We start from the raw sequence: 19,531 nt of genomic DNA, 5'->3' as shown, positions 1-19,531 counted from the left end.
AAAGTTGGAGGAAATACATCATGGAATTGTTTCAATTACCGAAAGCATTCCTGCAAATGAATACAATCTTTATCTCCATATTGATCGAAGCACTTCCTTTTGTGCTCATTGGTGTATTTATTTCAGGATTCATTCAAATGTTTGTTACAGAAGATATGGTAGCAAAATGGATGCCGAAAAACCGATTTCTGTCTGTTTTAATGGCTACTTTTTTAGGGATGATGTTTCCGGGCTGTGAATGTGGAATCGTTCCGATTGTAAGGCGATTAATCGGAAAAGGGGTTCCGCCATATGCCGGGATTGCATTTATGTTAACTGGACCAATCATTAATCCAGTCGTATTATTTGCAACATACGTTGCCTTTGGAAGTAGTATGCACATGGTATGGTATCGTTCTATTGTAGCGATTATCGTAGCAATTATCGTTGGAATTATATTATCATTTATGTTTAAAGAACATCAATTACGAGATGATCACTTCCCAGAAGTGAATCATAAGCGTCCATTACGTAAAAAAATGTGGGATGTATGTACGCATGCTGTTGAGGAATTTTTCTCGATGGGGAAATATTTAGTATTAGGTGCGTTAATTGCAGCAGCAGTTCAAACGTTCGTACAAACTTCAACACTTCTTGCTATAGGACAAGGTCCGTTTTCTTCACCAGCTGTTATGATGGGACTTGCTTACATTTTATCACTTTGTTCAGAAGCAGATGCATTTATTGCTTCGTCATTCCAAAGTACATTTTCAACAGCATCACTTGTCGCGTTCCTCGTATATGGACCGATGGTGGATATTAAAAATATGTTTATGATGCTTGCGACATTTAAAACAAAATTTGTAATTGTCGTTACAGTTACAGTTACACTTGTTGTTTATGCAAGCTCACTACTCATTTATGCGATGGGGTGGTAGGTTATGTTTCGAGCATATATATTATTAGGTTTTACAATCTTAATCGCGCAGCTTCATATTTCAGGTAATATTACGAAGTATATTAATATGAAGTATGCCTACTTATCAAAAACAGCAGCTATTATTTTAGGTTTTTTAACGGTCGTTCAAATAATTATCGTTTTCCAAAAAGAACATCAAAAAGAAAAAGAAAGAGAACAGCACAATTGTGGTTGTGATCATAGCCATTGCGGGCATGATCATTCGAAAGATGAAAATACTTGGTGGAAAAAAGCATTTTCGTACACATTGTTTTGTTTTCCGATAGTCTCAGGTTTGTTTTTCCCAATTGCAACGTTAGATTCAGATATTGTTAAGGCGAAAGGATTTCATTTTCCTGTTGCGCAAGCGGAAAGTACAGATCCATTTATGAGAAGGCAATTCTTAAGGCCTGACACGAGTATATATTACGGAAAAGAAGGATACCGTGGTGTAATGGAAAAAGGAAAGAAAGAGTTTGTAACGAAAGATAGTGTTACTTTAAATGATGAGAACTTCCTAAAAGGTATGGAAACAATTTATAATTACCCTGGCGAGTTTACTGGGAAAAAGTTATCTTTTAAAGGGTTTGTTTTCAAAGATGATTCTTCTAAAAAAGAACAGTATTTCTTATTCCGTTTCGGTATTATACATTGTGTAGCAGATTCTGGTGTATATGGTATGTTAGTGAAAAAGCCAGAAGGAGTAGAATGGAACAATGATGATTGGATTCAAGTTGAAGGAGAAATATCAACGGAATTTTATCAGCCATTCCATGCGAACATTCCTGTTTTAGAAGTAACGAAATGGAATAAAGTTGAACAACCGAAAGAGCAATATGTATTTAGAGGAGCCGATTGATAACATCGGTTCTTTTTTATGGACTAAAGGTTCTGAATGTTGTTAATATTAAACAGGTAGTAGTAATAAGCTCATATTGTTCTAGTGTTAATAGGGAAGGGAACTTTTGCCGAACTTCTTTGCTCTAATCAAATTTTGTGGTGGGAGTCTTAATGTCTGCAAATAGCGGATTAAATAATCAAAGAGGTGATACAATGACTGAAGTAAAAGGAAAAACAGCTAATGAGTCTAGAGTGTTTAAAACGAGCCGCGTATTTCCAACAGATTTAAACGATCATAATACGCTATTTGGTGGAAAGATATTAGCCGAGATGGATATGGTTGCTTCCATTTCAGCAACGAGGCATGCAAGGAAAGAATGTGTCACAGCATCTATGGATTGGGTAGATTTCTTACATCCTGTTCGCTCTTCAGATTGTGTTAGTTATGAATCTTTTGTAATTTGGACGGGTAGAACTTCTATGGAAGTATTTGTGAAGGTAGTAGCAGAAGATTTAATTTCAGGTGAGAAACGTATCGCAGCAACATCATTTGTTACTTTCGTTGCACTTAGTAAGGACAACAATCCAGTTCCAGTTCCTCGAGTAATTCCTGAAACAGAAGAAGAGAAAGAATTACATCGCATTGCTGTGTTGCGTGCAGAACAACGTCATATACGTAAGGCGGAGAGTAAGAAAGTAGCCACATTATTAACTTTTTGAGTTGAATATTAAGTCGTTAAAGGTATTATAACGGACTGAAATGTTTTTCATATGAAAAGCGGACACCTAACAATAGGTGTCCGCTTTTATAGTTTTTTCATCCACATATCATATGACTGTAACTACTTAGCAGAAGCAAGCAGCACCGACGATGATTAAGAGGATAAATAATACGACTAATAGCGCGAATCCATTACCATGTGCGAAGCCCATTGTTATTTCCTCCTTTTATTTTAAGATACAACATACAATATGCAAATGAGCTATCGTTTGATATGGACATATATCATGCAATGACATATTTTCTTGAATGATATTGTATAAAAAAAGGGAAGATATAGAAATAACAGTAAGTGGAGAAAGGAAAATATCCATGAAACACTTTTTCGTTGTAATCCTTTGTGTAATAGGTGTATTCATTTGGATGAACATCGATGTGGAAATGGGGAAAAAAATGGCTAGTGAATATGAAGTAGGACAAGTTCGATTAGGTGAATTTCAACTGTATACGAACGGTGAAGAGTTATATACGAAAGTATTTGAGGATATACGTAAGGCGGAGAAGTACATATATATCCATTTTTATATTGTAGGTAAAGATGAAATAAGCAAAGAGTTTTTGCAGTTGCTTGAGAAAAAAGCATCTAGCGGAGTAGAAGTGAAATTGTCAGTTGATCGAATAGGTGGATATAAGCTGAAGAAAAAGACAATTCGTCAACTACAAAGCAACGGTGTCCAGTTTACGTTTAGTAAAAAACCTAAATTGAAACATTTATTCTATTCGTTGCATCAGCGAAACCATAGACGAATTGTTACGATAGACGGAAAAGTATCATATATCGGCGGCTTTAACATCGGAAAGGAATACCTTGGACAAGATCCGAAATTTGGCCCGTGGCGTGATTATCATGTGCGAGTCATTGGGAATGGTGCCACGGATATGGAAAGACAATTTGCTGCTGACTGGAAAGAAGATACAGGAGAAAAAATGCCTGTACATGAAAGTCTACCTGCAATTGGGAATGTAAAATATCAATATTTATTTTCAGATGGAAAAGGGTTATGGGAAAAATATGGAGAGCTTTTAAAGCAGGCTAAAAAGTCTTTAATTATTGCTACACCATATTTTGTACCAAGTAAAGAAATGATGAAAGAGTTAAAAGGTGCATTAAACCGCGGTGTCAATGTGAAAATTCTCGTACCATTTAAAAGTGATGCAGTATTGTTAAAACAAGCTGCCTACCCGTATTTGAGAGAGATGAACCATGCTGGAGCGGAGATTTATCAATATCGGAATGGTTTTTTTCACGGGAAAGTAACAATCATTGATGGAGAAATTGTTGATATAGGTACAGCGAATTTTGATAATAGAAGTTTTTATTTAAATTGTGAATCTAATTGTGTCGTATATGATAAAACAGTTGTTGCTGACGTATGGGATCGACTAAAAGAAGACTTCCATAAATCAAAAAGATTTTCGGAAGAAGATTTTGAGAAAATTAGTAAATGGGATTGGTTTTTAGCAAGAATAGCAAATGTTATAGCATCATATTTATAGCATATAGACAAAAAGTAGGGAGGCACTTTCATGGATTGTATGAAAGAATTGATGAGGTATAGTTATATGCTTATATATAAGGTTGGGGAGTATACAGGACAGGTAAGAGACGAAGAATTAAAGGAGCTATTACAGCATCATTTACCATATATGTTGCAAGCATATAATGAACAAGTGAATTTTCAAGAAGGAGAGAACGTACAGCATATAACTTGTGAACCAATTTCATTTCATTTTCATGAAATGGAAAAGGAAACTGATAGTAAATATACAGGTGATATTTATATTGCAACTTGTTATATTTCGCATTTGAAACGGTTAGCGTTAAAGTTTGCTCAAGTGGCAGTTGAAGTTGCAAATCCAGAATTTCGCTCGTTTTTAGAAAACTGCTTCCTGAAAATGAATCGTTATGCCTATAGTGTATGGCAATATGTCGTGAAGAAAGAGTATAAGATTAAACATGTATATGAAAAGGAGAAGTTTGCATAAGAAACTAAGGCGGAAAGATAGGCGCCTTAGTTTTTTACTTTTTGTGGAGAAAAAATGACTATATGTACATATCTATTATCAGAAAATTTACAAATATTTACCGTTTATTTACTATTTTTCAATCTTTCCTTTAAAAATAGAGAGTAATATGGGATTGTACATATTCTATCAAAAGGAGGAAACGCAAATGAACAAATGGGTTAAATCATTAACTGCCATGGCACTTGCAAGTTCTTTATTAATGGTAGGTTGTAGTAAAGGTGAGGACAAGAAGAAAGAAGACGATACAACAACACAACAAGAGGATAAAAAGGATAAAGAAACAAGTGGAACTGAGAAGTCTACGGATTCTAAAGAAAAGAAATAATGTAATAATAGAGCTTCCTCTTTTATGTGAGGAAGCTTTTTTGTTGTAAATTGATTGAGATTATTGAAAAATAGAGAAAGAATGAAAGAGGGGGAAAACAAATGAAAGTATGTATATTGGGAGCAACAGGGCGAGTAGGTTCAAGCATAATTAAATTAGCATTAAAAGATTCAGCAGAAGTGAATGCATTAGCACGTGATTCAAGTAGAGTAGAAATAAATCATGAAAGATTACGAGTTATAGAAGGTAATGTATTAAATGAAAATGATATAAAGAAAGCGATAGAAGGAAGCGATATAGTAATTAGTGCACTTGGAACGGATCAAAATGGGACGTTAGCGAAGAGTATGCCACAAATTATAAAGAAAATGGAAGAAGAAGGAGTTCGTAAAATCATTACAATAGGAACAGCCGGTATTTTACAAGCAAGAACAAATCTAAATTTATATCGTTTTCAATCAACGGAATCAAAGAGAAAGTCGACAACAGCAGCAGAAGATCATTTAGCTGCATATAAGATACTTAGTAGTAGTAATTTATGCTGGACGGTCGTTTGTCCGACGCATTTAATTGACGGTGATGTGACAGGTATATATCGAACTGAAAAAGATGTATTACCAGAAGGAGGAGCAAAAATAACAGTTGGTGATACAGCGCAATTTACGTGGAATCTATGTAGTAAAAACAAATATGAGAATAGCCGAGTAGGGATTTCCTATTAAAAAACCATCCCGAAATTGGGATGGTTAAAAGACGATATAACATACAAATATAATAATCATAATGATTTGGAGAATGGCTTTCGCTACTGTACTGCTTAAAAAACCAACTACAGTAGCAACTCCTACTAGAAAGGCGTCTTTTGGCGCTTTTTTATGCATGAGTTCTGTAATAAATACCGATAAGAACGGTATGATAATTAAACCGAATGGTGGGAAAAAGAAAGATCCGACGATGATAGAAATCATACCGACACGTTCTCCCCATTTAGAACTTCCGTATTTTTTTAAGAAATATCCATTTGCAATAAAATCAGCAACGAAAATGAATAGTGTGAAAATGACTTGAATAATCCAAAAGGAAGTTGTTAGTTCTCCGCCATTTATACCGAAATGGTAAATGAAATATCCAGCCCAGACAGCGAGGATGCCTGGAATGATAGGATAAATAAAGGCGAGAAATGAAACAATGAAACAGGCAATGATACAGATTGTTAATAATACTGTCACTTTATAGCTCCTTTTTTATATCTAATTTATGTACAGCAATTTTTTTGACTTGATGTCCATCAAGTTCTAATGCCTTAAATTGAAAACCGGCATATTCGATGGAGTAGCCAGCTTCAATATTTACGTCAACGGCTTGCGATAATAGCCAGCCTCCGATTGTATCTAAGTCGCTCTCATCAATATGTAAGCCAAACATATCATTTACTTCAGAAATAAGTACTTTTCCATCTAAAACAGTAAGTTTAGGCGTACGCTTTTCAATCATAGGTGATTCATCCGCATCAAACTCATCTTGAATTTCCCCAATGATTTCTTCAAGAATATCTTCCATTGTTAAAAGTCCAGCAGTACCACCATATTCATCCATAACGATTGCCATCTGAACGCGATTTTTTTGTAGATGAACTAACGTTTTGCGAATTGGAACAGTTTCAAATACAGTTAGTACTGGATGTATGTAAGATTCAAGTGGCTTATGAATGCCTTTTGTTTGATCATGAAATACTTCTTTCGTATTGATCATACCGATAATATCATCTTTATCTTTTTCGATGATAGGGTAGCGTGTATACTTTTCAGTTGCGACGATATCCATATTTTCTTCTAACGTATTTTCAGTAGATAAGCAAATCATTTCTGTACGAGGGACCATAATTTCTTTCGCAACTCGGTCGTCAAATTCAAAAATATTATTTACATATTTATATTCGGTTTGATTTATTTCTCCGCTTTTAAAACTTTCACCTAAAATGAGTCGTAGTTCCTCTTCAGAATGGGCAAGTTCATTTTCTTTCGCAGGTTCTAAACCGAGTAGTTTTGTGAAAAAGATAGCAGTACTATTAAGTAACCAAATGAACGGGTACATAATTTTATCAAATAAAATAAGTGGTCGTGCAAACTTAAGTGTGATTGCTTCTGCTTTTTGAATTGCAAAAGACTTTGGAACTAATTCACCTAATACAACATGGAAAAATGTAATCACACTAAAAGCAATAATAAAGGATAAAGTATTTGCCATTGTTCCAGTAATATTAATTTTTTCAAAGAGTGGTCGTAGTAAATGTTCCACAGTCGGTTCACCAAGCCAACCAAGCCCTAAAGAAGTAATTGTAATCCCGAGCTGACAAGCTGATAAATAAACGTCTAAATTGGATATGACACTTCTTGCAGCTAAGGCTTGTTTATTTCCTTCATTTGCAAGCTGATCAATTCGACTTTTTCGTACTTTTACAACAGCGAATTCTGATGCAACGAAAAAGCCGGAAATAAGGATAAGTATAAAGATGAGAAAAATATTTAATATGTCCAAGTGTATTCTCTATTCCGTCGTTTGGAATAAAGATGTCACCTCCTGCAATTATGTTATACTTTTATAATAAATCCAAATGAAAAGAATAGTCAAAGAAAAAGGGTAAATATTGGTATGTTTCTGCAATGGTTTTTGAATTTGCTGTTATTTTGTCCGCTATACAAAAGGAATAACCCCCTACTTTCAGATTCTAGAGGGTTATTTCAAATTAAGGTTTTGGAATACTTCTCGTTAAAGCGTATGATTGTTGTTTAAAATGGTTTGTCGTCCATAGTGTTTGAAGGAATGAGAGTATGCAATACGGGATATACAAAAGCAATAAGCTAATTGTAACAATAATAGGTGCATTTCCGCCGAATTGAACGATAAATTGCAATAGTCCACTTGCGTGAAAAACGCATTCCATAAAAACAAATGAAAGAATAATGGAACCTAAAATAGATTTATGATTCGAGGTAAGCGCAAAAAACAATGTATCTACAAGGAAAGAGGATTGTTTTATTTCATATTCATTTGTATTACTTAAGAAAGGAATCCATTTTTTTATTGCTTGCATAACGATAATCATGGAAGTACTACAAACGATGATAAAAGATGAGTAGTAAGGAATCTTTATAAATTTTGTGATGTATAGGAGTAGTAATAAGACTGCGCATTGTAATAATACAGTACATAAAGAATAAGGAATCCATCTTAATAAAGAAGCGAACTTTTTAACCGATTGAGGTGCTTTAAAAAATAAATGGCCAATCCCTAAGCTGATGAAGAATCCGATCGCAAGAGTAAAGGTAAAACGAACAATCGATAAAAAATATATTTCCCACATGTAAGGGAATAACGGTGTTGATTGATTAGCAGTATGTACCATCTGATTTGCTGAGAAAAAGATAGATTCGTGCATCCAATCAATCTTTGGAATTGTCATCGAATAAAGTTGTGCGAAGTTATGGAAAATGCTTATAAAGCCGGTTATGTATGAGTATTTATGTGTAATGAATAAAGCTGGAATAGGACTAATGATAAATATAATGAGAACACCAACGATAAATTTATATATATGTGAGCGCAATAAAGACATGTAATCACCTACTCTTTGAATATTCAGAAAATTCTTATTCTTATTTTAGCTTTTTTCGCAGTAAGTTACAATATATTTTTCTTAAAGAAGTTTAGTATTGTAGTGGATAGAATTGAATGAAACGTGAATAAATTATGACAAGAAAATGAATAATTTTCAGAAAAATAAAATAAATCATTTATTTTTTTCTGAAAATATAATATAGTTATGGCACAGAAAGTATTTTAACATAAGGAGGCTGTTTATGAGGATTAAAGGGAATTATGTGCCGAAAAGGGAAGTTTTATTTTGCTCAAGTTCAATTACGATAGGGGAAGCACTAGAGCATTTAAATAAAACTGGTTATCGTTGTGTACCAGTTTTAGATGAAAAAAAAGAGAAATATTTAGGGAATATATATAAAGTAGATATTTTAGAATATAAAGGTTCTCTGGAAGAAAATGTATTGCAATTATTAAACGATAAAGAAGGATATGTCAGAGAAGATTCTTCGTTCTTTAAAGTATTTTTTACAATAAAAAAATTACCTTATTTATCAGTAGTTGATGAAAAAGGAGTCTTTCTTGGGATTTTAACGCATAAAAAGGTTTTTGAGCTATTAGAAGATGCCTGGGGCGTTCATTCTAGTAAATATTCTGTCATGATTGGGACACAAGATTATAATGGGGCTATTCAAAAATTATCGACAGTATTAAAAAAATATACAGGTATCCAAAGTTTAATGACTTTTGATAATGATGCCTTATTAGTTCGTAGAATTATGTTTACATTAGGAGAAGAGTTTAACGATGGTGAATTAGAGACGTTATTGAAAGATTTAGAAGATCACGGATTTAGAGTGGTGTATGTGGAAGAGATGAAAAATCCACGTGAAGTTGAAACGATAGAATAATCTGCAAAAGCCGTCTATTATTGGATGGCTTTTGTTATGTTACGTGTATAAAATTATTTGAAAATAATGATAGGATAATAAGTGAGTCTGAAACAATATTTGTGCAAAAGAATAAAAAATGTAGATAATTTTGATTTTCAAAAAAGTCAATTTGAAAATATGTTTTTATTTTTCAACTAAATATGTTACTATATGTGTGATAAAAACAAAGAGGTCTGACAACTATACTCCACGCAATACCACTCTAATGATTTAAAAATTCAAAAAAATCAAAAATCAAAAATTAATAATTAGAGTAAAAATAAGGGGAATGGAGAAATTATGGAGAAAGACACTGCTTTGTAAGGGGCATATTTTATCAGCTTGAGCAGAGAGGAGGATGCATAGCATATTGTGAAATTAGAGATAAACAATGAAAAATTGCTATGCAAATGAAAAGCATGAAGGGACGTTTAAGGCCAGGTGATACGGTAGCAATCGGTTTAATGTTATTTGCACTATTTTTAGGAGCAGGAAATTTAATTTTTCCACCAGTTTTAGGGCAACAAGCTGGAGAGAATGTTTGGGTTGCTACAATTGGATTCCTTGTAACGGGAGTCGGATTACCCCTATTAGCTGTAACAGCTGTCGCGTTTGTAGAGGGGGACTTGAAAGCGCTATCTTCTAGAGTTCACCCTATATTTGCGTTTGTTTTCCCATTGATTAGTTATTTAGCGATTGGACCATTTTTCGCGATTCCGCGTACGGGAGCCGTTTCATTTGAAATGGGTATGAAGCCATTTTTATCAGAGGCATTAGTTTCCGAATGGTACATGCTATTTCTTTTCACTATAATTTTCTTCGGAATAACTTGGTATTTATCTTTAAATCCATCAAAATTAGTGGATTGGTTCGGGAAATTTCTTACACCATTGTTAGTATTAATTGTTGCTGTAATTGTCGGAAAGGCAATTGTTGATCCGATTGGAGAACCAGCTGCACCGCTAGAGGCATACAAGGAAAATGCTTTCTTTGGTGGATTTATTCAAGGGTATTTAACGATGGATGCAATTAGTGCGCTTGTATTTGGAATTGTAGTTGTACAAGTTATCCGCTCTAAAGGAATAAAAGAGAGTAATCAAATTGCAAAAATAACAGTAGTATCAGGTATTATCGCTGTACTTGGTTTAACGTTAATCTATTTATCACTTGCTTATCTTGGTTCAACAAGTACATCACTTGGGGTATCAGAGAATGGTGGACTTATTTTAACGAATGTTGTAAATGAGTTATATGGAACAAGTGGTAAAATTTTATTAGGACTTGTTATTGTACTTGCTTGTTTAACAACTTCTGTTGGATTAACATCAGCCTGTGCTGGCTTCTTTACAAACTTATTCCCAAAACTTTCGCATAAAACGATTGTAACAATGGTATGTGTATTTAGTTTAATTGTATCTAATCTAGGTTTAACACAATTAATCGCAGTTACTTTACCAGTGTTAATGATCATTTATCCAGTTGCAATCGTATTAATTGTACTTTCTTACTTCCATAAATGGATTGGGAAGCGTAATACCATTTATATTGGAGCTATTTTAGGTGCATTATTAATTAGTTTCTTTAACGGTTTAGAAAGTGCGAAGATTAAAATTGAAGCCATTTCTAACGTACTACAAATGTTACCATTATATAATGAAGGAATAGGATGGTTAATCCCATCATGTATTGGCGGGATCCTCGGTTTCTTCTTCTATAAATCAAATGAATCAAGTGAAATACAAAAGAAAGGTGCTTAGGCGCCTTTCTTTTTTTAAAGGGGATTTTTTTATTTTGTCTAAGTAATAAATGGAAGGAGTGATAAAATGGCTAATTTTGAAGATTTCTTAACTTTGGATTTACGGATTGGGACTGTAACACATGCAGAGGAATTTAAAGAAGCAAGAGTTCCAGCGATTAAACTAGAGATTGATTTTGGAGAGCTTGGAATGAAGCAGTCAAGTGCTCAAATTACGAAGAGATATACCTCAGAAGATTTAATCGGTCAGCAAATCGTTGCAGTTGTAAATTTCCCGCCAAAACGTGTAGCTGGATTTAAATCAGAAGTGCTTGTTTTAGGAGGAGTACCTGAAGCGGGTGATGTTGTATTACTGCAGCCTAATATGGAATTACCAAATGGAACAAAAATTAGTTAATGTAAAGGCGGGGGAACATGGATATTGGACGCGAATACGTACAGTGTGCCATTTCGAATTTTGAAGCAACAAAGAAACAAGGGGAACGGGTGCTTTCACAATTATCATATGAGCAGATTGAATGGTCTTCTCATGAAGCAACAAATAGCATAGCAATTATAATTAAGCATCTGCACGGTAATATGCGTTCTAGATGGACGGATTTTTTAACATCTGACGGTGAAAAAATAGATCGTAACCGAGATGCTGAATTTGAAGGGGGTTATTCTTCTAAGAAAGAGGTACTCGCAGCATGGAATGAAGGTTGGGAATATGTTTTTAAAACGATGAGTGCGCTAACGCCAGAACATTTATTGCAGACGGTATATATTCGCGGTGAAGCACATACTGTCATGCAAGCAATTGAAAGACAAATTTCTCATTATGCTTTGCATATTGGACAAATGATTTACATCGGTAAAATGTTAAAAGAAAATGAGTGGGAATGTTTAAGTATTCCTAGAGGAAAGTCTAACTTTTATTTAGAGAAAAAACGTTCAACATAATAATAGGAAAGAAACCGATATAAAATTGGAAGTAAGAAAACAAGCCAAATGATAGATGGCTCTGCAGTCATAAGAATGCTACCAACAATCAGCCCATATATAATAAGAAAGAAATTAATAAGTGTATTCACAGGGATAAATCGTGAGATAAAAACTTGCTGTCGTTTAAAACAATCACTATGAAATACATAAAAGCGGAAGTACCATGTGGTAGTAATAAGATCTTTCTTTCGCGTAATTCTTTTTTTGCATGTATGACAGATGAACGGTGGTTGCATCTCATTACACTCCATTTTTTATATTTGTAATAATGTAGGACAAAAGTAGGTACAAAGTGTATAACCCTATATACGCTCCTGATATAAGGAAAAATGGATTTAGTAAAATCCCATGAATACTTGTCATAAAAACTAAGTCTTGTATTAAAACATCATATATATGAATAGAAATGATTGTACCGAGTACATAAAGTGCTAGATATGCTGAAATATGTAACGCAACACGGATGGTAGGATGCTTAGCAAGCCAATAAAAGATAAATGATAGTACAATGGGTAGTGTTCCTATTAGTAGTTTCAATTCATTTCACCTCATTAACAATATAGCCGGAATTTAGACGGTCTATTCTCTAGAGCTTGTACATAACTTGAAATAGAGAGGTGATAGTATGAATCGAGGCTTTTTTTATGTGAAATTCACGAGTGTACGTAAGTTAGTATTATTTATTATTGCTACAGTACTAGCGACTTTTTTTCTTATTAGTATGATGGTAACCTCTATGAAAGAGACAAAGTCAACGTATTTATATAATTGGTTAAATGAGTTATCAATGAATGGTTACATGTACGTTCTTGGGAAAGAGAATCATTATTTTACACAGGAATATCGAAATTTAAATCAAGATTTTTCAATATCTTCGTTTCTCTTTTCTATGGCTACGAATATTCGTTTTAACGATGTACGCAGTTTTGTCGGCAAAGAGCTACCTGGTTTCGGTAAGTACGATACAGAAATTGTTATTGCGGGTGAAGGAACAAATTATTCTAACTTGCCTATAGAGTCGAGCGTTCCACTTGAAGAAGTAGTAAAAGAACGGACTGGAGAAGGTGGACAGGCTCAAAAGCCGGATACGAATAAAGAGAAAAAGCAACCAGCTCAAACGACAGGAAAACGACAAGTTGCATTTATTTATCATTCGCATAGCTGGGAATCTTATTTGCCATTATTGAATTTAACAAATGATCCAAATCCGAATAAAGCCACAAGTTCCGTAACGAATATTTCAATAGTCGGCGACCGATTTCGTGAACAATTAGCAAATGAAGGAATCGGAGCAACTAACGACAAGACTGATGTTGGTCAAAAGTTGATTAGTAAAGGGTTAAATAGTAATAGTTCTTATAAAATGTCACGGGAAATTGTACAAGAAGCAATGGCCGGCAATAAAGAATTACAATACTTCTTTGATTTACATCGTGATAGTGCTCGGAAAAATGTCACGACAAAAATAATCGGTGATAAATCATATGCAAAGCTTGCGTTTGTAGTAGGGAAAGGTAACAAAAACTATGAAAAAAACTTGCGATTAGCAACGGCTTTACATGAGACGATTAGTAAGAAATATCCAGGCGTTAGTCGTGGTGTCATTCAAAAAGGATTCCAAACAGGAAATGGTGTCTACAATCAAGATTTGTCAGGACAAGCGATATTAATTGAAGTTGGTGGCGTAGATAATACAGAGGAAGAACTAAATCGATCGATTGATGCGCTAGCTAAAGCGTTTGGTGAATATTTCTGGCAGGCAGAAAAAGTGAATGGATAAAGTGAAACAGAAATGAATGCGAGAGTCTGAAAAAACGTGAGTGTAATGCTTGCGTTTTTTTGTAGTGATGAGATGTCACAGAATAGACATAATTTGTCGTTGTTATAGTAATATCGAAATTTGTCAAATTATACTGGGAGATTTACAAAGGGATTTTCGGGAAAGTAGAGAAAATCTTTTTACAAGGAAAGTTTTTTATTATGAAATTGGTAGGGTGATTGAAGTGATTAGGGAAATCAAAGTAGAAGATGCAGCATCATTTTTGCAATTAAGTAAGCAACTAGATGAAGAAACGAAATTTATGTTATATGAACCAGGAGAAAGGAAATTCACAGCCGAGCAACAAGAGCAAATGATTCAGCGCTTTGTAGAAAATAAATATGCAACAATATTGGTAGCAGTTGAAGAAGAGAGAATAGTAGGGTTTATTTTAGTGAATGGAAATCATATTCAAAGAAAGAGACATGTAGCAAGTATTGTAATTGGGATTTTGCAAGAGTATAGTGGGCGAGGTATTGGGACTAAATTGTTTAAAGAGGTCGAGAAGTGGGCAAGATTACATGATGTATGGCGTTTAGAATTAACGGTAATGGCCCACAATACAAGAGCTCAGGCACTATATAAAAAAGCTGGATTTGAGAAGGAAGGTGTCAAAAGAGCTGCTCTTATTATCGATGGAGAGAACATCGATGAGTATGAAATGGCCAAATTATTAAAATAAGAGGTTGTTATATGAAAAAAAGATGGATACTACTTGGTATCGTAGCGGCGATACTCATAGTTGGAGTAGCGGGAATCAATTATAAAATGTATAAGGATAAGCAAGCGCGCGAGGTGAATGTAAATAACATATTTCCGAAAGCGAAAGAAACGATTGCGAATATGGATGGGGATATTGCGGTAATTAGTAATCCGAATTCGATGCTTGTGCTTGTGAATAAAAGTAGGCGTTTACCAGACGGGTATAGACCGCCAGATTTAGTTATTCCGAAAGTGCGCTACTCTAGTGAAGGTGATCAAGAAAAGAAAAAAATGAGGAAAGAAGCAGCCGGTGCGCTTGAGGAAATGTTTCAGCAAGCGGATAAGGAGCGTGTTTTCTTATTTGCAGTCTCTGGATTTAGATCTTTTGATCGGCAAAAAGCGTTAAATACAATGTATAAAAAACAAGATGGAGAAGCAAAAACAGCAATGTCGAGTGCAGTTCCTGGAACGAGTGAACATCAAACAGGACTAGCTATGGATATCACATCACAATCTGCTAAGTTTCAGTTAGAGACAATTTTTGGTGAAACGAAAGAAGGGCAGTGGCTTTCTGAAAATGCCCATAAATTTGGTTTTGTCATTCGATATACAAAAGAGAAAGAATCGATTACGGGCTATCGATTTGAACCATGGCACGTGAGGTATGTGGGAAATCCACAAGCTACATATTTATATGAAAATCAACTGACACTTGAAGAAGTAGCGGAGTGAACAATTGAGGGGAGAGAAGGATTATGACGGTGTTATATAAGAAAAAAGTACACGCATATGTGACAAGAGAAAAAGAAGGAGTTATGCAACTGCTTGTTTTTAAACATCGTGATATACCTGAAGCTGGTATACAAGTGCCAGGGGGAACAGTTGACGAAGGGGAAACGCTAGAAGCAGCGATTTTACGTGAAGTACAAGAAGAGTCTGGGTTACGTCATTTATGCATAGAACAATTCCTAGTTGATTACATCATACATGTAAGAGAAAAAAAGGAATATGAAAAACGCCATTTCTTCCACGTAACATTACTAACAGATGTAAAAGATCGTTGGGAACATATTGTAAGTGCCGGTGAGGAAGATGAAGGCTTAGTATTTTGCTATGAATGGATTGATATTACAAAATGCCCTGAATTAGCGGGGAAACAAGGTGAGTTTTTACATTTGTTAGATGAGGTATATGTAAAATAATAAAAGAGTCTGAAGCGGAAGTTAATTCGTTTCAGACTTTTTTTATTTTTCAGGAAATAAAAGGTTTTTACAGTGGTAAGTTGAATTCTTTTAATTGGATTGTATTTGTATATGCGAGGAGCGGAGAAAATGAACAAGTAATAGATACATGTTATCAATAAAAGGCTTTATAGAAGGAGAATGACGATGGAGATTCAGTTCAATACACTACTACAAAAAGAATTAACAATTCATGATATACAAAAAGCAATGGCAGCTGGGCAATTAACTTCAAAAGAATTAGTTATGTATTACCTTCATAGAATCGCAAAGTATGATCAAGGCGGACCGAAAATCAATTCTATTTTAGAAATCAATCCGGAAGCTATCTTTATTGCAGAAGCGCTAGATCATGAAAGAAAAACAAAAGGTGTAAGAGGTCCATTACATGGTATACCGGTTTTACTTAAGGATAATATTGAAACGAATGACTCTATGCATACAAGTGCAGGTACGATTGCGCTAGAACAACATATAAGTAGTGAAGATGCATTTCTCGTTACGAAGCTGCGAGAAGCAGGAGCAGTGATAATAGGGAAAACAAATATGACAGAATTAGCAAATGCAATGTCATTTGAAATGTGGGCTGGATATAGTGCAAGAGGTGGGCAAACAATAAACCCTTACGGTACGGGTGAGGATGATATGTTTGTTGGGGGCTCAAGTACAGGATCTGCCATAGCAGTTGCTGCTAACTTTACAGTAATATCGGTTGGAACAGAAACGGATGGTTCTATTTTGAGTCCAGCTGTTCAAAACTCTGTAGTCGGTATTAAACCGACTGTTGGTTTAATTAGTCGTAGAGGCATTATTCCGTTTACGTATTCGCAAGATACAGCGGGGCCATTTGCTAGAACAGTAACAGATGCCGCTATTTTGCTAGGGAGTTTAACAGGGGTAGATGAGAAAGATGTAGCTACTCGTAAAAGTGAAGGGATAGCAGAACATGATTATACAAAGTATTTGGATGTTAACGGTTTAAATGGAACAAAGATTGGTGTATATAACAACGCACCAAAAGATTATTATGAATCTGGTGAGTATGATGAGAATTTGTTTAAGGAAACAATTGAAGTATTACGTAGTAAGGGTGCGACAGTAGTAGAGGATATTAATATTCCGTCTTTTCATAGAGAATGGAGCTGGGGGGTATCGCTCTATGAATTAAAGCATAGTTTAGATAACTATCTTTCGAAATTGCCTTCTACTATACCAGTCCATTCTATTTCAGAGTTAATGAAGTTTAATGAAAACATAGCAGAAAGAGCTCTGAGATATGGACAAACTAAGTTAGAAAGAAGAAAAGATTTTCCTAATACGTTAAGAAATCCACAATATTTAAATGCAAGATTAGAAGATATATATTTTTCACAAGAACAAGGCATTGATTTTGCACTGGAAAAATATAATCTTGATGCGATTCTGTTCCCTTCTTATATAGGCTCCACTATATGTGCCAAAGCAGGTTATCCGTCTATAGCAATACCTGCGGGATATATGGATAACGGGAGACCATTTGGAATTACGCTTGCAAGCACTGCTTTTTCTGAGGGGACTTTAATTAAACTCGCATACGCTTTTGAACAAGCGACAAAGCATCGGAAATCTCCTAACTTATCATAAATAAAATAAATAGGGCAGGAAATCCTGTCCTATTTATTTTGTTTATTAAAGTGAAATGTTTTCTTGCTTTGTCTTATCATATTTTAATAAGTTAAATGATAAACAAGCAGAGCACAATATAAGGATTGAAGCGAGAATATAAATCGTACGAACACCGAACAAATCGGTAATAATGCCAACACTCAGCATAGAAAGGCCAGAAGCTGTTGAGAGGAGAGCGCCGTGAGCTGTATACATTTTTGATAGTAAAGAAGGAGCGACGCTGGATTGTAAAACAGTTGTTTGAGAAATATCTCTAATTTGATAACATGGTCCCATTAGAACGCACAGAAAAAGCGCAATAAAGCCGCTACTTGTCATACCATATAAAAATGTAAGAATACTAAACAGAAGAGAGCCTATTGCCATAGAGCGTATTAAATTGTTTTGAATGTATGTACTCATTTTCCATGCTAATAGACCGCCAATTAACGTCCCAACATAATAACTTGTATTAATAAATCCCCACCATTCTTCTCCTTTATGAAGGACAGTTGTTACATAAGCCATCGTAATAGCGCCGATCCATATCGTCCCTGCAAAGGTTTCAATTAAGTCCATACATGTAACAGTACGGAGAGAAGGGTTTTGAAATAAGAGTTTCCAACCTTCCAATAAAGTAGCACCTTTTGAAGAAGAAGGCTCTATTACTCGTTCAGTATGTATGAATCGTAATGAGAAGTGTAGTGCAACACATCCGAAAATCATCAAAATATTATTCATCATGAGTGTAGAAGAAGCACCGATAAGAAGCACAATAACACTTGTAAATGAATAAGCAGCGGCTTGTGCAATTTGTGTGGAAAAGGAAAAAATACTATTTACTTTTACTAATTTTTCTTTCGGTGTAAGTCGCGGAAGAATACCGTATAGTAATGGAGCGCTCCAGCCACTACATAATGAAATGAAAAAAATGAAAATGAATAGTACTACAATGTTTGTGGAAAGGACCGGGAATAATATCATTAATAAAAATAATAGAGCAGTTTTTATCCATTGTAGTGTAAACAGTAATGAATAAGATGGAAAACGATTCATTACAAGTGGTGCAGATGTATTTGCTATAAGATTAGTTATGACTTGTAATAATGGAAAAAGAGCAGTTAATGTAGCTGATTTCGTTGTGATATACATATGAGTTGTAATAATCATTACGTATACGATGTCAGCGAGAGTAATGCATATTTTCGATCCTAAATAGTAAGTCAATGAACGTTTTTGCAATAAGCACACACCCTTTCTGGGGAAAATATGACAGTAGTTATAATAATTATAATGTGAAAAATAAATTTTGAAAGAATTAAATTTTTTGTCACTTTTTGAAAGGGAATTTCATGTATAATGAAGAATATATTAATATAGTATTTTAATAATACTCATTATAACAGTGAATATGTACAATAGCTCGTAGTAAGCGCCTACGTATGAGAAAGGGCGGATAAACCATTCTTTTCTTCATATACATATAGAAAATGAGAAAGAAAGTGAGGGTTGCATATGGCTGCTTGGGTAATTTGGTTTATAATAGCTGGTATTTTATTTATTGCGGAAATGCTGTCGATTACATTTTACATGCTTTGGCTTGGAATTGGAGCTGTTGTCGGAGGTCTTATTGCTTTGTTTGTTCCTGAAGCACTATTGCTACAAGTTGTTGCTGGTGCGATTGTAAGTTTAACATTGACTTTCTTTACGAAAAGAATATCAAAAAACTTTCGGGAAGCAAAAGGTTTTACTGATACAGTAGATATGCTTGCAGGTAAAAAAGGGATTGTTATGCAAGCGATTACAAATGAAGCGAACGGTATTGTGAAAGTGGATGGAGATACTTGGACAGCTATTGCAGATGATCCAATTGATGCTGGAGAAAAAGTTATTGTTATAAAGAGGCATAGTACTATATTACAAGTAAAAAAGGAGAGTGAATAAA

The 19,531-nt window shown here is 34.5% G+C and carries 24 protein-coding genes; 17 read left to right on the top strand and 7 right to left on the bottom strand.

From position 1 onward, the window contains the following. Nucleotides 1–20: 20 nt before the first annotated feature. The 3 genes from ACTFRS_RS08260 (at nucleotide 21) to ACTFRS_RS08250 (ending at nucleotide 2,497) form a co-directional block, all read left to right on the top strand. Nucleotides 21–917, top strand: a complete 897-nt coding sequence (locus ACTFRS_RS08260; protein WP_000418724.1) for a permease — start codon at nucleotides 21–23, stop codon at nucleotides 915–917. Between the two features lie 3 nt (nucleotides 918–920). Further along, nucleotides 921–1,796 (top strand): TIGR03943 family putative permease subunit, encoded by an 876-nt coding sequence (locus ACTFRS_RS08255; RefSeq protein WP_440023762.1) that lies wholly within the window; start codon nucleotides 921–923, stop codon nucleotides 1,794–1,796. Between the two features lie 194 nt (nucleotides 1,797–1,990). Next, the gene (locus ACTFRS_RS08250; RefSeq protein ID WP_000141166.1) at nucleotides 1,991–2,497 is read left to right on the top strand and encodes an acyl-CoA thioesterase; all 507 of its coding nucleotides are present in this window, start codon (nucleotides 1,991–1,993) and stop codon (nucleotides 2,495–2,497) included. A gap of 126 nt (nucleotides 2,498–2,623) precedes the next feature. On the opposite strand, the gene ACTFRS_RS08245 is transcribed toward ACTFRS_RS08250, so the two are convergent. Beyond that, nucleotides 2,624–2,710, bottom strand: a complete 87-nt coding sequence (locus ACTFRS_RS08245) for a YjcZ family sporulation protein (RefSeq protein WP_000505094.1) — start codon at nucleotides 2,708–2,710, stop codon at nucleotides 2,624–2,626. Between the two features lie 160 nt (nucleotides 2,711–2,870). Here ACTFRS_RS08245 and cls point away from each other — a divergent pair, with 160 nt between their 5' ends. From cls to ACTFRS_RS08225, 4 genes are all read left to right on the top strand, one after another. Next, nucleotides 2,871–4,055, top strand: a complete 1,185-nt coding sequence (cls, locus tag ACTFRS_RS08240) for a cardiolipin synthase (protein WP_139867533.1) — start codon at nucleotides 2,871–2,873, stop codon at nucleotides 4,053–4,055. Between the two features lie 30 nt (nucleotides 4,056–4,085). Further along, a complete protein-coding gene (locus ACTFRS_RS08235) occupies nucleotides 4,086–4,544 on the top strand; it encodes a spore coat protein (RefSeq protein ID WP_000340557.1) in 459 nt (152 codons plus the stop codon). 187 nt (nucleotides 4,545–4,731) lie between these two features. Further along, nucleotides 4,732–4,911 carry a hypothetical protein gene (locus tag ACTFRS_RS08230; RefSeq protein WP_001045960.1) on the top strand — a complete coding sequence of 60 codons (180 nt, stop codon included), beginning with the start codon at nucleotides 4,732–4,734 and terminating at the stop codon, nucleotides 4,909–4,911. Between the two features lie 101 nt (nucleotides 4,912–5,012). Next, on the top strand, nucleotides 5,013–5,633 hold the full coding sequence (locus ACTFRS_RS08225) for an NAD(P)-dependent oxidoreductase (protein ID WP_440023763.1): 621 nt from the start codon (nucleotides 5,013–5,015) through the stop codon (nucleotides 5,631–5,633). Between the two features lie 24 nt (nucleotides 5,634–5,657). On the opposite strand, the gene ACTFRS_RS08220 is transcribed toward ACTFRS_RS08225, so the two are convergent. The 3 genes from ACTFRS_RS08220 to ACTFRS_RS08210 all read right to left on the bottom strand — a co-directional run bounded on the left by ACTFRS_RS08220 (nucleotide 5,658) and on the right by ACTFRS_RS08210 (nucleotide 8,527). After that, nucleotides 5,658–6,140 carry a DUF456 domain-containing protein gene (locus tag ACTFRS_RS08220; RefSeq protein WP_000217327.1) on the bottom strand — a complete coding sequence of 161 codons (483 nt, stop codon included), beginning with the start codon at nucleotides 6,138–6,140 and terminating at the stop codon, nucleotides 5,658–5,660. 1 nt (nucleotide 6,141) lies between these two features. Next, nucleotides 6,142–7,449: a hemolysin family protein gene (locus tag ACTFRS_RS08215; protein WP_000353720.1), complete on the bottom strand. Its 1,308-nt coding sequence runs from the start codon at nucleotides 7,447–7,449 to the stop codon at nucleotides 6,142–6,144. Nucleotides 7,450–7,657: 208 nt separating this feature from the next. Further along, the gene (locus ACTFRS_RS08210) at nucleotides 7,658–8,527 is read right to left on the bottom strand and encodes a hypothetical protein (protein WP_139867529.1); all 870 of its coding nucleotides are present in this window, start codon (nucleotides 8,525–8,527) and stop codon (nucleotides 7,658–7,660) included. Nucleotides 8,528–8,771: 244 nt separating this feature from the next. Here ACTFRS_RS08210 and cbpA point away from each other — a divergent pair, with 244 nt between their 5' ends. The 4 genes from cbpA (at nucleotide 8,772) to ACTFRS_RS08190 (ending at nucleotide 12,138) form a co-directional block, all read left to right on the top strand. After that, nucleotides 8,772–9,419: a cyclic di-AMP binding protein CbpA gene (gene cbpA, locus ACTFRS_RS08205; protein ID WP_087994535.1), complete on the top strand. Its 648-nt coding sequence runs from the start codon at nucleotides 8,772–8,774 to the stop codon at nucleotides 9,417–9,419. Between the two features lie 440 nt (nucleotides 9,420–9,859). After that, nucleotides 9,860–11,197: a branched-chain amino acid transport system II carrier protein BrnQ4 gene (brnQ4, locus tag ACTFRS_RS08200; RefSeq protein WP_396022959.1), complete on the top strand. Its 1,338-nt coding sequence runs from the start codon at nucleotides 9,860–9,862 to the stop codon at nucleotides 11,195–11,197. A 66-nt stretch (nucleotides 11,198–11,263) separates the two neighbouring features. Next, entirely contained in the window at nucleotides 11,264–11,593 is a 330-nt protein-coding gene (gene csaA / locus ACTFRS_RS08195) for a chaperone CsaA (protein ID WP_139867526.1), read from the top strand. A gap of 17 nt (nucleotides 11,594–11,610) precedes the next feature. Further along, nucleotides 11,611–12,138 (top strand): DUF1572 domain-containing protein, encoded by a 528-nt coding sequence (locus ACTFRS_RS08190; RefSeq protein WP_139867524.1) that lies wholly within the window; start codon nucleotides 11,611–11,613, stop codon nucleotides 12,136–12,138. On the opposite strand, the gene ACTFRS_RS08185 is transcribed toward ACTFRS_RS08190, so the two are convergent. Together ACTFRS_RS08185 and ACTFRS_RS08180 are read right to left on the bottom strand one after the other, a co-directional pair. Continuing rightward, complete coding sequence (locus tag ACTFRS_RS08185) at nucleotides 12,111–12,416, bottom strand: hypothetical protein (RefSeq protein WP_033677760.1); 306 nt, start codon at nucleotides 12,414–12,416, stop codon at nucleotides 12,111–12,113. The genes ACTFRS_RS08190 and ACTFRS_RS08185 overlap by 28 nt on opposite strands. Nucleotides 12,417–12,420: 4 nt before the next feature. Continuing rightward, entirely contained in the window at nucleotides 12,421–12,717 is a 297-nt protein-coding gene (locus tag ACTFRS_RS08180) for a hypothetical protein (protein ID WP_440023766.1), read from the bottom strand. An 88-nt stretch (nucleotides 12,718–12,805) separates the two neighbouring features. Here ACTFRS_RS08180 and spoIIP point away from each other — a divergent pair, with 88 nt between their 5' ends. The 5 genes from spoIIP (at nucleotide 12,806) to ACTFRS_RS08155 (ending at nucleotide 17,565) form a co-directional block, all read left to right on the top strand. Next, nucleotides 12,806–13,960 (top strand): stage II sporulation protein SpoIIP, encoded by a 1,155-nt coding sequence (spoIIP, locus tag ACTFRS_RS08175; protein WP_139867520.1) that lies wholly within the window; start codon nucleotides 12,806–12,808, stop codon nucleotides 13,958–13,960. 223 nt (nucleotides 13,961–14,183) lie between these two features. After that, on the top strand, nucleotides 14,184–14,681 hold the full coding sequence (locus tag ACTFRS_RS08170; protein ID WP_139867518.1) for a GNAT family N-acetyltransferase: 498 nt from the start codon (nucleotides 14,184–14,186) through the stop codon (nucleotides 14,679–14,681). An 11-nt stretch (nucleotides 14,682–14,692) separates the two neighbouring features. Further along, nucleotides 14,693–15,433, top strand: a complete 741-nt coding sequence (locus ACTFRS_RS08165) for a M15 family metallopeptidase (RefSeq protein WP_139867516.1) — start codon at nucleotides 14,693–14,695, stop codon at nucleotides 15,431–15,433. A gap of 23 nt (nucleotides 15,434–15,456) precedes the next feature. Further along, complete coding sequence (locus ACTFRS_RS08160) at nucleotides 15,457–15,903, top strand: NUDIX hydrolase (protein ID WP_139867514.1); 447 nt, start codon at nucleotides 15,457–15,459, stop codon at nucleotides 15,901–15,903. A gap of 186 nt (nucleotides 15,904–16,089) precedes the next feature. After that, on the top strand, nucleotides 16,090–17,565 hold the full coding sequence (locus ACTFRS_RS08155) for an amidase family protein (RefSeq protein ID WP_440023768.1): 1,476 nt from the start codon (nucleotides 16,090–16,092) through the stop codon (nucleotides 17,563–17,565). Between the two features lie 45 nt (nucleotides 17,566–17,610). Here the strand turns inward: ACTFRS_RS08155 and ACTFRS_RS08150 are convergent, their stop codons facing one another. Then, on the bottom strand, nucleotides 17,611–18,828 hold the full coding sequence (locus ACTFRS_RS08150; protein ID WP_440023770.1) for an MFS transporter: 1,218 nt from the start codon (nucleotides 18,826–18,828) through the stop codon (nucleotides 17,611–17,613). Between the two features lie 273 nt (nucleotides 18,829–19,101). On the opposite strand from ACTFRS_RS08150, the gene ACTFRS_RS08145 reads away from it, so the two are divergent. After that, nucleotides 19,102–19,530, top strand: coding sequence for an NfeD family protein (locus ACTFRS_RS08145; protein WP_000741991.1), 429 nt, complete (start codon nucleotides 19,102–19,104; stop codon nucleotides 19,528–19,530). Nucleotide 19,531: the final 1 nt, after the last annotated feature.

The organism is Bacillus cereus group sp. MYBK139-1 (assembly GCF_051916915.1).
Classification (GTDB): Bacteria; Bacillota; Bacilli; order Bacillales; family Bacillaceae_G; genus Bacillus_A; species Bacillus_A pacificus.
This window is presented reverse-complemented; position numbering and strand designations above follow the sequence as displayed.

Coding starts and splice junctions, on each gene's coding strand:
- ACTFRS_RS08260 (WP_000418724.1), top strand. CDS start 21: ATGGAATTGTTTCAATTACCGAAAGCATTCCTGCAAATGAATACAATC.
- ACTFRS_RS08255 (WP_440023762.1), top strand. CDS start 921: ATGTTTCGAGCATATATATTATTAGGTTTTACAATCTTAATCGCGCAG.
- ACTFRS_RS08250 (WP_000141166.1), top strand. CDS start 1,991: ATGACTGAAGTAAAAGGAAAAACAGCTAATGAGTCTAGAGTGTTTAAA.
- ACTFRS_RS08245 (WP_000505094.1), bottom strand. CDS start 2,710: ATGGGCTTCGCACATGGTAATGGATTCGCGCTATTAGTCGTATTATTT.
- cls (WP_139867533.1), top strand. CDS start 2,871: ATGAAACACTTTTTCGTTGTAATCCTTTGTGTAATAGGTGTATTCATT.
- ACTFRS_RS08235 (WP_000340557.1), top strand. CDS start 4,086: ATGGATTGTATGAAAGAATTGATGAGGTATAGTTATATGCTTATATAT.
- ACTFRS_RS08230 (WP_001045960.1), top strand. CDS start 4,732: ATGAACAAATGGGTTAAATCATTAACTGCCATGGCACTTGCAAGTTCT.
- ACTFRS_RS08225 (WP_440023763.1), top strand. CDS start 5,013: ATGAAAGTATGTATATTGGGAGCAACAGGGCGAGTAGGTTCAAGCATA.
- ACTFRS_RS08210 (WP_139867529.1), bottom strand. CDS start 8,527: ATGTCTTTATTGCGCTCACATATATATAAATTTATCGTTGGTGTTCTC.
- cbpA (WP_087994535.1), top strand. CDS start 8,772: ATGAGGATTAAAGGGAATTATGTGCCGAAAAGGGAAGTTTTATTTTGC.
- brnQ4 (WP_396022959.1), top strand. CDS start 9,860: ATGAAGGGACGTTTAAGGCCAGGTGATACGGTAGCAATCGGTTTAATG.
- csaA (WP_139867526.1), top strand. CDS start 11,264: ATGGCTAATTTTGAAGATTTCTTAACTTTGGATTTACGGATTGGGACT.
- ACTFRS_RS08190 (WP_139867524.1), top strand. CDS start 11,611: ATGGATATTGGACGCGAATACGTACAGTGTGCCATTTCGAATTTTGAA.
- ACTFRS_RS08185 (WP_033677760.1), bottom strand. CDS start 12,416: ATGCAACCACCGTTCATCTGTCATACATGCAAAAAAAGAATTACGCGA.
- spoIIP (WP_139867520.1), top strand. CDS start 12,806: ATGAATCGAGGCTTTTTTTATGTGAAATTCACGAGTGTACGTAAGTTA.
- ACTFRS_RS08165 (WP_139867516.1), top strand. CDS start 14,693: ATGAAAAAAAGATGGATACTACTTGGTATCGTAGCGGCGATACTCATA.
- ACTFRS_RS08160 (WP_139867514.1), top strand. CDS start 15,457: ATGACGGTGTTATATAAGAAAAAAGTACACGCATATGTGACAAGAGAA.
- ACTFRS_RS08155 (WP_440023768.1), top strand. CDS start 16,090: ATGGAGATTCAGTTCAATACACTACTACAAAAAGAATTAACAATTCAT.
- ACTFRS_RS08145 (WP_000741991.1), top strand. CDS start 19,102: ATGGCTGCTTGGGTAATTTGGTTTATAATAGCTGGTATTTTATTTATT.